An 11393-nucleotide genomic window follows, 5' to 3' on the forward strand; every position below is an offset into this window, starting at 1 on the left:
TCCCGGTCGCCGGCGAATCTTGGCGACGACCGGCTTCCGAATTATCACTGCGTGGTCGAGGGGCGTCAGACAGCGGCCGGTCTCACCTCCTGGGAAGGCCGGTCGCGCACAGCCTCAGTGAGTGGCCAGGACCTCCAACAGTCTGGTGAGGGAGGTGCCGAGGTTCCAGCGGGTGGCGAGGTGCTCGAGGGCCATGGGGTCGAGGGGTTCGCGGGGGAGGGTGGGGTCGAAGGCGGGGAGGGGGATGTCGGTGGCGACGCGGACGACGGTGGGGGCGACGTCGAGGTAGGGGGCGGCTTCCAGGATGTTCTTGCGGCGGGCTGGGGTGAGCTTGGAGAGGGGGTCGGCGGCGGCGGCGCGGATGCCGGCGAGGTCGCCGTACTCGCGGATGAGTTGGGTGGCGGTCTTCTCGCCGATGCCCTTGACGCCGGGGAGGCCGTCGCTGGGGTCGCCGCGCAGGGCGGCCATGTCGGCGTACTCGGGGCCGGTGACGCCGTACTTGTCGAGGAGGGCGGCCTCGGTGATGACCTCGGCGTTGCCGACGCCCTTGACCGGGTAGATGACCTGGACACCGCGCGCGTCGTCGACGAGCTGGAAGAGGTCTCTGTCGCCTGTGACGATCAGGACGCGCGCGGGTTGGTAATCTGCAGTCTCCCGGTCGCCGGTGACGATCTGCACCGGGCCGGTGGCGCGGGTCGCCAGGGTGCCGATCACGTCGTCGGCCTCGTAGTCGGGCGCGCCCACGCGGGCGATGCCGAGTGCGTCCAGCACCTGTTCGATCACCGGGACCTGGGGGCCAGCGTGTCCGGGACCTCCTCCGCGCCGTCCTGGGCGGCCTCGGCGACCCGGTGGGTCTTGTAGGTCGGGATCAGGTCGACCCGCCACTGCGGGCGCCAGTCGGCGTCCATGCAGGCGACCAGCTGGTCCGGGCCGTGGTCGTGGACCAGGCGGGAGATGAAGTCGAGCAGGCCGCGCACCGCGTTCACCGGCTCGCCCTGCGGGGAGCGGAGCGAATCCGGGACGCCGAAGTAGGCGCGGAAGTAGAGGCTCGCGGTGTCCAGCAGCATCAGCCGGGGCGCGGTCGGGACACTCGGTGCGGTCGGTGCGGTCACCCCCCGATCATGCCGCATCCCCCCGACAGCCCGGGGCTGATCCGCCGTCAGTGCGGGTGCGGGCCCGCCCGGTGCACCGGGCCGTGCGCGTCCGCGCAGTGCTCGCGGGCCTCCTCCTCGGCGGCCGCGGCCGCGCTGTTCGGGGCGATCTGGAGCAGCCCGTCCCGGTCGTCCTCGCCGAGGTGGTCGACCTGGAGGGTGGCGTGGGTGATCCGGTACTCCTCGCGCAGCCGGCGCTGGAGTCCGCGCCGCACCGCGTGGCAGTCGCCGCCCGGGGCGACCAGGATGTGCGCCGACAGCGCGGGCTGGTTGGAGGTGATCTCCCAGATGTGCAGGTCGTGGACCTCCTCCACCTGCGGCGCGGCCACCAGCCGGTCCGCCACCTCGTCCGGGTCGATCCCGGCCGGCGCGGCCTCCAGGAAGATCCGCGCCGAGTCCCGCACCAGCCCGGTCCCGGCCCGCAGCATCAGCGCCACCACCACCAGCGAGGCGATCGCGTCCGCCCGGACGAACCTGGTGAACAGCACCACCGCGCCCGCCACCGCCGTCGCGACGAACGCGTACAGGTCGGTCAGCACGTGCTGGAAGGCGCCCTCCACGTTCAGCGAGGACCGGTTCGCCTTCGACAGGCACCAGGTCGCCGCGACGTTCACCACCACGCCCACCAGCGCCGTCACCAGCACCAGCGACCCCTGCACCTCCGGCGGCGAGACCAGCCGGGTCACCGCCTCGTAGCCCAGCCAGGCCGACAGCACCAGCAGCGTCACCCCGTTCGCCTGCGCGGAGAGGATCTCGGCCCGCTTCAACCCGTACGTGTAACCGCCGCGCGCCGGACGCGCCGCCAGCCGCATCGCCACCAGGGCCAGCCCGATCGAGGCGGCGTCGGTCAGCATGTGCGCCGCGTCCGAGATCAGCGCCAGCGAACGGGCGGCGAAGCCCACCACCACCTCGCCCGCCATGAACGCCACCAGCAGGACCAGCGCGCTCCACAGCCACCTGCGGTCCGCGTCCGCCGCCACGGCGTGGCCGTGCCCGGCGTGCGATCCGTGCCCGTGGTCGTGCTGGTGGTCACTGCCGTGGTCGTGCTCGTGCTCGGCCATCGGGGTCCCTCCGCTCTGGTGTCCGCACCGGAAGTGAACCCCAGATCGGAGGAAGATCCAAAGGCTGCACTGGTGACCGTTGTCGTTCTCCGGTACGCCACCCGGGCCGGGTAAGGTGCGCGGCGCATCCGCGCAGCTCGCGCGGTGGTCGGACGCTCGGACGCTCGGACGGCCGGGCAGGCGGGGGAGTGGACGTGGTGGCGGGGGACGCGGTGGAACGGGTGCCGCTCACGGTGATCGCCCGCGAGTGGGGCCGGATCGGTGTCCTGGGCTTCGGCGGCCCGCCCGCGCACATCCTGCTGCTGCGCCGGCTCTGCGTGGAGCGGCGCGGCTGGATCGCCGCGAGCGAGTTCGAGGACGGCATCGCCGCCACCAACCTGCTGCCCGGCCCAGCCTCCACCCAGCTGGCGATCCTCACGGCCTGGCGGCTGCGCGGCACCGCCGGGGCGCTGGTCGGCGGCGCGGCGTTCATCCTGCCCGGGCTGGCGCTGATCCTGCTGCTGTCCGGGCTGTTCCTGGCGGGCGACCCGCCGCGCTGGGTGCTCGGCGCTGCCGCGGGCGCGGGCGGGGCGGTCGCCGCCGTCGCCGTGCAGGCCGCCACCACCCTCGTCCCGGCCAGCCTGGCGCGCTCCGGCCCCGGCCCGGCCCGGGTCCGCTGGACCGTCTACCTGCTGCTCGGCACCGCCGCCGCGATCCTCACCGGGCCGTGGCTGGTGCTGGTCCTGCTGGCCACCGGCGCCGCCGAGATCGCCTTCCGTCGACGCGAGCACCGGCGCGAGCGCGGGCGCGAGCGCGGGCGCGAGTGCGGACGCGGGTGCGGACGCGGGTGCACAGGTGCGGAGGGAACCAGCCCAACGGGGGACGCCGCACTGGGCCGACCGGACGCGGACCCGCCGCGCGCGCCCGGGAGCCCGCAGCGGTCCCCGCGCGCCGCGCTGCCGCTGCTGGTGCCCGGCCTCGCCGCGACCGGCGGCCCGGGCGCGCTGGCCTGGGTCGCGCTCAAGGTCGGGGCGCTGTCCTACGGCGGCGGCTTCGTGATCATCCCGCTGATGCAGCAGGACGCCGTCGAGCGCTACCACTGGATGACCGACGGCCAGTTCCTGAACGCCGTCGCGCTCGGCCAGCTCACCCCCGGCCCGGTGGTGCAGACCGTCTCGGTGGTCGGCTATGCCGCCGCGGGCGTCCCGGGCGGGCTGCTCGCCGCGGCGGTGGCCTTCGCGCCGTCCTTCCTGTTCGTGCTGTTCGGTGCGGCGCACTTCGACCGGCTGCGCGCCGACACCGCCGTCCAGGACTTCCTCACCGGCGCCGGCCCCGCCGTCATCGGCGCGATCGCCGGCTCCGCCCTCCCGCTCGCCCTGGCCCTCGGCCGCCCCTGGCAGTACGCGGTGCTGGTCCTCGCCGCGCTCTGGCTGCTGGTGCTGCGCCGGGGCGTGGTGCCCTGCCTGCTCGGCGCGGCCGGCCTCGGCGTGCTCGCCGCCGTGACCGGGGCCGCGCTGCCCTGAGCTCGGGCGGGCCCCCGGACCCGGGGCGGGCGTCTCAGCGGCTGGGGGAGGCAGCGGTCCCCGGGACGACCGGTCCGACCGGGACGACGACCGGCACGGCCGGGACGACGACCGGTTCGGCCGGGGCGGTGAACGGGGCCAGCCGGGTCGCGTGCACCAGGGCGCGGGCCACCCGCAGGTCCTCGCCCTGTTCGGGGTGCCACTGGACGCCGACCGTGAAGCCCGCGCCCTCGACCGCCTCGACGGTGCCGTCCTCGGCGTACGCGCTGACGGTCAGGCCCTCGCCGAGCCGGGCCACCGCCTGGTGGTGGAAGGTCGGGACGGAGAGCGACTCCTCCGGCAGCAGGTCCGCGAGCAGCGTGCCGGGGACCGGCCGGACCGGGTGCCGCCCGTACTCGCCGGGCGCGCCGACGTGACTCAGCTCCTCGCCGACCACGTCCGGCAGGTGCTGGATCAGCGAGCCGCCGCACACCACGTTCAGCAGCTGCATGCCCCGGCAGATGCCCAGTAGCGGGGTGCCGGCGGCGAGCGCAGCGCGGATCAGCGCGGCCTCCCACAGGTCGCGCTCGGGGGCGCAGGCCACCGTCATCGGGTGGGGGCGTTCGCCGTACAGGGCCGGGTCGACGTCCTCGCCGCCCGCGATCACCAGGCCGTCCAGCCGGGAGACCACGGCCGCGGCGTGCTCCGGGGCGTCCGGCGGCAGCATCAGGGCGATCCCGCCGGCCTCGCGCACCAGCTCGGGGTAGCGCGCGGGGAGCAGCGCGGAGCGGATGGTCTCCCACCGCCCCCAGGCGGCGTCGGTGAGGAAGGTGCTGATGCCGATCACGGGGCGAGAAGTCATGGCGCGCATTCTGCCGCCCGTGCGCGCCCCCCGCCGGGCGACCCACCACCCGCACGCGCCCCTTCAGGCGCGTGGAGCACAGCTCACGCCCCCGGCGGCCGCCCCGGCCCTCCGCCGCCGCGGCCGGAACCACTCCGGGGAGCCCCAAAGAGGCGCGAGCGGACGATTCTCACCGGAATCTCATCGCCGGACACCCGTTTGCGGCCCCGCGCTGATTTCCCGCTTATCCGCAGCCGCCTAGGGTCTCTACCGTGAGCGAGCAGCAGATTCCGGCCGGGTGGTACCCGGACCCCGTCGACACCGACAGCGACCCCCGCCCCCAGCGCTGGTGGGACGGCAAGGGTTGGACCGCCGAGACCCGCCCGGCCCCCGCCGACACCGCGCCCGCCCCGGGCCCGGACGCCGGCACCGGCGCGGTCGGCCCCGAGGACACCGCCGTCCTGGAGGGCACCGTGCTGGACGCCTCCGGGCAGGCCGTGCACTACCCCCCGCTGCCCCCGTACGCCGGGCAGTTCGCGGCGGCCGCCCCGCCGCCCCGCCGCAAGCCGTCCAAGCCGGTCCTGGTGGCCGCCTCGGTCGCCGCCGTGCTCGGCCTCGCGATCGGCTCCGGCGTCACCTACCTGGCGATGGACGGCCACCGGGACGGCACCAAGTCCACGGCCGCCTCCAGCTCGGACGGGCACCGCTACGGCGGGAACGGCGGCAACGGTGGCACCGGCGGGAACAGCAACGGGAACGGCAACGGGAAGGCCAACCCCAGCGACCCGTTCGGTTTCGGCTTCGGCGGCGGCAACGGCCAGGGCGGCAACGGGAACGGCGGCACCGGCGGCACCGGTGGAAACGGCCAGGGCAATGGTCAGGGCAACGGCCAGGGCAATGGCAACGGGAGCGGGGCGAACGCCAAGGCCGCCATCGACATGGTCAACGGGATCTCGCTGCCCATCCCGAGCGGCTGGACCGGCGGCACCAGCACGGAGGGCTACGCCGGCATCTCCACCGGCAGCTACACCTGCGTCGACGGCTCGGACAACTGCTCGCTGGGCGGGGTGTCCACCGGCAAGATCAGCGGCACCGACGCCAAGCAGGCCGCGCAGCAGGACATCGCCGCCGCCGCGAAGGAGGCCTACGGCGACCTGAACGGCCACAAGGAGCTGAAGAACGAGGCGGTCACGGTGGCCGGCCGCTCCGGCTACCTGGTGCGCTGGCAGGTCGACGCGGCGAAGGGCAACCCGGGCTACGTGGAGACGGTGGTCTTCCCGACCGCCGACGGCAAGGCGCTGACCGCCGTCCACTTCGGCTTCGACATCGCCGACAAGGCGCCCGGCCTGGACCAGATGGACAGCATCCTGCAGGGCATCACCAAGGTCGACCCCGGCTCCCTCCAGGGCGGCGGTGGCGGCACCACCACCTGACCGCCGCACCCTCCGCCGGCCGCGGCCCGGCGTGCCGCTCCCTCCCGTCCGGGGGAACGGCGCGCCGGGCCGCGGCCGTACCGCTGCCGCACCGTGGGGCGGATCAAATCCCTTCGTGCAGCAGGGTGTTGAGCCGGGCGGCCTGCCGTATCAGGTGGTCCCGCTCGGCCTGCGTGCCGGCCGCGCGGGCGGCCCGGGCGTACAGCTCGGCGGCGGTCGGCAGGTCGCCGGCCCGTTCGTGCAGGTACGCGCGGGCGGCGGTGTGCCGGGGCAGCGCGTCGTCCAGCGCGGCGAGCGCGGCCAGGCCCGCGCGGGGGCCGTCCGCCTCGCCGACCGCGACGGCCCGGTTCAGCCGCACCACGGGGCTGTCCGTCAGCGCGGCCAGCTCGTCGTACCACTCGACGATCTGCACCCAGTCCGTCTCGGCGGCGGTCGGCGCGTCCGCGTGCAGGGCGGCGATCGCCGCCTGAGCCTGGAACTCGCCGAGCCGGTCGCGGGCTAGCGCCGCCTGGAGGACCGCGACGCCCTCGGCGATCGCGGCGGTGTCCCAGCGGGTGCGGTCCTGCTCGGCCAGCGGCACCAGGCTGCCGTCCGGCGCGGTCCGCCCGGCCCGGCGGGCGTGGTGCAGCAGCATCAGCGCCAGCAGGCCGGACACCTCCGGGTGGTCGATCCGGGCCGCCAGCTGCCTGGTCAGCCGGATCGCCTCCGCGGCGAGGTCGACGTCCCCCGAGTAGCCCTCGTTGAAGACCAGGTAGAGCACCCGCAGCACCGTCGCCACGTCCCCCGGCCGGTCCAGCCGCACGCCCGAGACGGTGCGCTTGGCCCGGGAGATCCGCTGCGCCATGGTGGCCTCCGGCACCAGGTACGCCGCGGCGATCTGCCGGGTGGTGAGCCCGCCGACCGCGCGCAGCGTCAGCGCCACCGCCGAGGACGCGCTCAGCGACGGGTGCGCGCACAGGAAGTACAGCCGCAGCGAGTCGTCGGTGTCCGGCACCGGGCCGGGCCCGGGCTGCTCGTCCACCAGGTCCTCGCGGCGGCGGCGCGCGGTGTCGGCCCGGGCCGCGTCCAGGAAGCGCCGCCACGCGACGGTGACCAGCCAGCCCTTCGGGTCCCGCGGGGGCTCGTCCGGCCAGCGCCGGACGGCCTCCACCAGGGACTCCTGGACGGCGTCCTCGGCCGCCGCGAAGTCCGCCCCGCGACGGACCAGCACGGCCAGCACCTCGGGGTGAGGACGCGCAGCAGCGCCTCGTCCATCGGCGGGGCCGGCCGGTCCCACTGGTTCGGCCGGTCCGGCCGGTTCGGCGGCCAGGACACCGGGGTCACTCCGTGACGGTCGGCGGCTCGGACATGAACGGGCGCAGCTCCAGCCACTCGTGGATGGGCTCGCCGCCCGCGCCCGGCGCCGCCGACAGCTCCGCGGCCAGCTCCAGCGCCCGCTCGTAGCTGTCCACGTCGATCACCATCCACCCGGCGATCAGGTCCTTGGTCTCGGCGAACGGCCCGTCGGTGACCGGCGGCCGGCCCTCGCCGCCGTACTGCACCCACGTCCCCTCGGGCGCGAGCGCCTGGGCGTCCACGAACTCGCCGCTCTGCTCCAGCTTCGCCGCGAAGTCGCGCATGTACTGGATGTGGGCGGTGACCTCCTCGGGCGTCCACCGGTCCATCGGGACGAAGCCCTCGGGGGCCGGCGCGCCGCGGTAGTGCTTCAGCATCAGGTACTTGGCCATCGGTCTCACTCCTAGGTACTGGTGCGGCCCATTGTGGCCGCCTTCACCCCTGGGACGGAGCCGCCGACGGGTTCTCGACACGACCGGCGGAAAAACCTCCGGAAGTTTCTCCGGACGGTCCTCGGGGCGGTCCCCGTCGGCCCGGAGCAGCGGGAACGGGTGTTTGACCTCGACCGCGCTTGAAGTCCCACCGCCTCCGTGCGACCCGTACGACCCGTGCGGAGCGCCGGCTGCGCACCCGGACCCGGAAGGGAGCGTCCGTGACGACCCGCCGGAGCTCCGAGGCCAAACTCGCCGCCGGAGGTCAGAGGAAGGTGTGGCCCTCGCCCCGGTAGGTCGGCACGGTGTCGGTGATCGTGTCGCCCTCGATCAGGTGCAACTGCGGGAAGCGCTCGCACAGTTCGCCCGCCTTCGCGTGCCGGAACCAGACCCGGTCGCCGATCAGCAGGTCGTCCGCGGCCGAGCCCAGCAGCGGTGTCTGCACCTCGCCCGCGCCCTCCTGCGGGTCGTAGCGCAGACCGGCCGGCAGGTACGGGACGGGGGAGCGGTCCGCGCCCGCCGGGCCGGACGCCGGATAGCCGCCGCCCAGCACCGTCACCACGCCCACCCCGGGGCGCCGCACCACCGGCTGCGCGAACAGCGCCGCCGGGCGCCCGTGGAAGGCGCGGTAGTTGTCGAACAGCCGGGGCACGAACAGGCCCGAACCGGCCGCCACCTCGGTCACCGCGCGCTCCGCGACCGTCGACTCCACGCTGCCCGTGCCGCCGCCGTTCACGAACTCCAACTCGGCGACCTCGCGCACCCGTCGGACCACCTCGGCGCGCCGCACCGCCAGTTCCGACCGGGCCTTCGCCTGCATCAGCCGCACCGCCGCCGACCGCAGCGGACGCCCCGGCACCGCGTCCCCGACGCCCGCCACGTGGCCCTCGTACGCCATCAGCCCGACCACCTCGAACCCCGGCGGCGGCCCACCAGTTCGGCGAACCGGCCGAGCTGCTCGGGCGTCCGCAGCGGCGAGCGCCGCGCGCCCACCCGGAGCCGGCCGCCCAGCAGTTGCAGCGAGGTGTCCAGCTCCAGGCAGACCCGCACCGTCGCCGAGCCCTCCCGGGCCGCGTCGATCAGGTCCAACTGCGCCTCGTCGTCCACCACCACGCTGACCTGCCGCGCCAGCTCCGGGTCCGCGGTCAGCCGTCCGAACCCGGCCCGGTCCGCCGACGGGTACGCCAGCAGCACGTCGGTGAACCCGGACTCCACCAGCCACAGCGTCTCCGCCAGGGTGAAGCTCATCACCCCCGCGAAGCCGTCCGTCCCGAGCACCCGCTCCAGCAGCGCCCGGCACCGCACCGACTTCGACGCCACCCGGATCGGCTTCCCGCCCGCCCGCCGCACCAGGTCCGCGGCGTTCGCGTCGAACGCCGCCAGGTCGACGATGGCCAGCGGCGCGTCCAGGTGCGCCGTCGCCCGGTCGTAGCGGGCCCGGTCGGAGACGGTGCCGCTGGTCGCGGCGGTTTCAACGAGTGCCATGGGCGCAGACTGCCACATCCCCCTACTGGGCGGTAGATCCACCGGGCCCCCAATCCCCGGTGTCGCGTCCGCCCGGCCCCCGCCCGGCCGTTGCCGTCAGCGCCGTTGCCGTTGCCGCCACCGCCACCGCCGGAGCCGCCGCAGTCACCGAGGTCACCGCCCAGCGCGCCGCCGCCTCCACCGCCGCCACGCCCTCCGCCTTCTCCCGCCAGCCGTCGGAGAGCACCGCCACCAGCGTCCCGGCCCCCACCGCGCCGGTGCTGTTGACCACCCACCGCCCGGTGGCGCTGCGCGGCAGCCAACCGTTCTTCAACCGGACTCCGCCCCCGCCCCCGTCCCCGACCGTCGCCGAGACGCCCCACGCCTGCTCGGCCACCACCCGCCCCATCAGCGCGGCCAGCCACTCCCGCCCGGGCAGCGCCCCCGCCGCCGCCCCCGGACCCGCCGCCACCGGCGCTCCGAAGACCTGCCGCAGCAGCCGCACCCGGTCACCGGCGCTCGTCCGGGTCAGCCCCCAGTACCCGTCCCGCCCGGCGACAGTCTCCACCAGGCCGAGCGCCCGGTACGCCGCGTCCAGCCCGTCGGCCCCGCCCACCAGCAGGTACAGCTCGCTCGCCGCCGCGTTGTCGCTGCGGACGATCGACAGCTCTGCCAATTCCCGCTGTCCGTCGGTCAGTCGGCCCTCCCCGCCGTGCCGCAGCAGCAGCGCGGCGACCAGGTCGACCTTCACCGTGCTCGCCGTCACGAACAGCCCGCCGCCGCGCACCGCCGCCGCGCCCGTCCCGGGCACCACGGCCGCCACCGCCAACCGCCCACGCCGCTCCACCGGCCACCTCCTCCGCCCGCACCGCCTGCACCAGCCAGGACTGCCCGTCCGTCCGCACCGCCGTCGGACCCGTCTCCGCGATCCGCCCCGAGGTAAACGTGGCATACCCTCACGGGGTGGAGCGCAAGAACATCCCCAACCCCGGGTTCGCCGAGGACGACGGCACCGCCGATCCCGCCCTCGCCGCGGCCCTCGCCGCCTGGCAGCAGGACCCGGCCACCGAGCCCGACCTGCTCGCCGCCCTCACACCGAGCCGGTTGATGGTGCCCATCGTGGCACTGCTCGGCGAGGTCGAGGTGGGTGCTGACGGACACCGGCACGAGAAGACCAGCGACATGGCCGTCCCCGTCGTGGAGGCCCCCGACGGCCGCCGCGCCCTGCCCGCCTTCACCTCGCTGGCCACCATGGCCGCCTGGCGCCCGGACGCCCGCCCGGCCCCGACGGTCGCCCCGCAGGCCGCGATGGTGGCCTTCGCCGAGCGCGCCGACACCCTGCTGATCGACCCGGCCGGCCCGGTCGCCTACCAGCTGTCCGGTGCCCGCCTGCGCGCCGTCGCGGAGAACCGCCGCTACCTCCCGCCGCACCGCGACCCCGAGGTGCAGCAGGCCCTGCGCACCCTGCTCGCGGCCGAACCCGCCGTCACCGCCGCCCACCTCGCCTCGGCCGCCGACGCCGACGCGACCCTGGCCCTGGTCCTGGCCGACCCGGCCGCCGACCCCGCCGCCGTCCAGGCCCTCGCCGCCCGCCTCGGCCCGGCGCTGGCCGCCGACCCGGCCCTCCGCCTCCGCCTCGACCGGGGCCTCCAACTCGCCTTCCTGGCCCGCAGTCCCGACCGGTCGCCGTTCTACGTTGCGAACACGAACGAGTGAAGTCGCACAACCTTGGTTCGTGTTCGGAGTGGTGCGTTCGGGGGCATGTCGCCCCTCGGTACGTTGAGGTCTCCCGGTCCCGCTGACGCCTCGTCAGCGGGCCCCGCACCGAAGGAGACCCCGTGTTCTCTAGGACCAAGCGGACCGCCTTCTCGGCGGCCCTCGCGTTCGCCGCAGCCACCGCCCTCACCGTCGTCGTACCGAGCGGCGAGGCATACGCCATCAACCACATCGAGTGCAAGGGCGGCGAGAACTACCTCAAGATCTGGTCCCACCTCGACGGCAAGCAGAGCGTCGACTGCTACGCCAACGCCGGCCGCACGGACTTCGGCAACTGGTGGGTCGACCGGATCTCCACGGGCAACAACGACCTCATCTACTACGACGCCAACGGCGACTCGGTGAAGATCACGCGCTGGCACGACATCACCTTCCCCAACCACCCGCCCCGGGTGAAGTCCATCCAGATCCTCTGACCCC

The 11393-nt window shown here is 75.2% G+C and carries 8 protein-coding genes and 3 pseudogenes; 4 read left to right on the forward strand and 7 right to left on the reverse strand.

The features are described from left to right. Positions 1–114: 114 nt before the first annotated feature. Positions 115–1067 (reverse strand): annotated as a pseudogene (locus QMQ26_RS31770) (5'-3' exonuclease). A 92-nt stretch (positions 1068–1159) separates the two neighbouring features. Next, on the reverse strand, positions 1160–2212 hold the full coding sequence (locus tag QMQ26_RS31775; RefSeq protein WP_282203638.1) for a cation diffusion facilitator family transporter: 1053 nt from the start codon (positions 2210–2212) through the stop codon (positions 1160–1162). 194 nt (positions 2213–2406) lie between these two features. Here QMQ26_RS31775 and QMQ26_RS31780 point away from each other — a divergent pair, with 194 nt between their 5' ends. Then, positions 2407–3714 (forward strand): chromate transporter, encoded by a 1308-nt coding sequence (locus QMQ26_RS31780; RefSeq protein ID WP_282203639.1) that lies wholly within the window; start codon positions 2407–2409, stop codon positions 3712–3714. Between the two features lie 34 nt (positions 3715–3748). Here the strand turns inward: QMQ26_RS31780 and QMQ26_RS31785 are convergent, their stop codons facing one another. Next, the gene (locus QMQ26_RS31785) at positions 3749–4555 is read right to left on the reverse strand and encodes a gamma-glutamyl-gamma-aminobutyrate hydrolase family protein (RefSeq protein WP_282203640.1); all 807 of its coding nucleotides are present in this window, start codon (positions 4553–4555) and stop codon (positions 3749–3751) included. A gap of 251 nt (positions 4556–4806) precedes the next feature. On the opposite strand from QMQ26_RS31785, the gene QMQ26_RS31790 reads away from it, so the two are divergent. Beyond that, positions 4807–5967 (forward strand): DUF2510 domain-containing protein, encoded by a 1161-nt coding sequence (locus QMQ26_RS31790; RefSeq protein ID WP_282203641.1) that lies wholly within the window; start codon positions 4807–4809, stop codon positions 5965–5967. Between the two features lie 103 nt (positions 5968–6070). On the opposite strand, the pseudogene QMQ26_RS31795 reads toward QMQ26_RS31790, so the two are convergent. The 4 genes and pseudogenes from QMQ26_RS31795 to QMQ26_RS31810 all read right to left on the reverse strand — a co-directional run bounded on the left by QMQ26_RS31795 (position 6071) and on the right by QMQ26_RS31810 (position 10044). Beyond that, positions 6071–7221: pseudogene (locus tag QMQ26_RS31795) on the reverse strand (RNA polymerase sigma factor). A 65-nt stretch (positions 7222–7286) separates the two neighbouring features. After that, the gene (locus tag QMQ26_RS31800; RefSeq protein ID WP_100839250.1) at positions 7287–7694 is read right to left on the reverse strand and encodes a YciI family protein; all 408 of its coding nucleotides are present in this window, start codon (positions 7692–7694) and stop codon (positions 7287–7289) included. 304 nt (positions 7695–7998) lie between these two features. Then, a pseudogene (locus tag QMQ26_RS31805) lies at positions 7999–9218 on the reverse strand (alanine racemase). Between the two features lie 22 nt (positions 9219–9240). Next, complete coding sequence (locus QMQ26_RS31810; protein ID WP_282203642.1) at positions 9241–10044, reverse strand: serine hydrolase; 804 nt, start codon at positions 10042–10044, stop codon at positions 9241–9243. A 116-nt stretch (positions 10045–10160) separates the two neighbouring features. Between QMQ26_RS31810 and QMQ26_RS31815 the strand changes: the two genes are divergently transcribed. Both QMQ26_RS31815 and QMQ26_RS31820 read left to right on the forward strand, forming a co-directional pair. Next, the gene (locus QMQ26_RS31815) at positions 10161–10913 is read left to right on the forward strand and encodes an SseB family protein (RefSeq protein WP_282203643.1); all 753 of its coding nucleotides are present in this window, start codon (positions 10161–10163) and stop codon (positions 10911–10913) included. 122 nt (positions 10914–11035) lie between these two features. Further along, positions 11036–11389: a beta/gamma crystallin domain-containing protein gene (locus QMQ26_RS31820; protein WP_111552088.1), complete on the forward strand. Its 354-nt coding sequence runs from the start codon at positions 11036–11038 to the stop codon at positions 11387–11389. Positions 11390–11393: the final 4 nt, after the last annotated feature.

This window comes from Kitasatospora fiedleri, from assembly GCF_948472415.1.
Taxonomy (GTDB): domain Bacteria; phylum Actinomycetota; class Actinomycetes; order Streptomycetales; family Streptomycetaceae; genus Kitasatospora; species Kitasatospora fiedleri.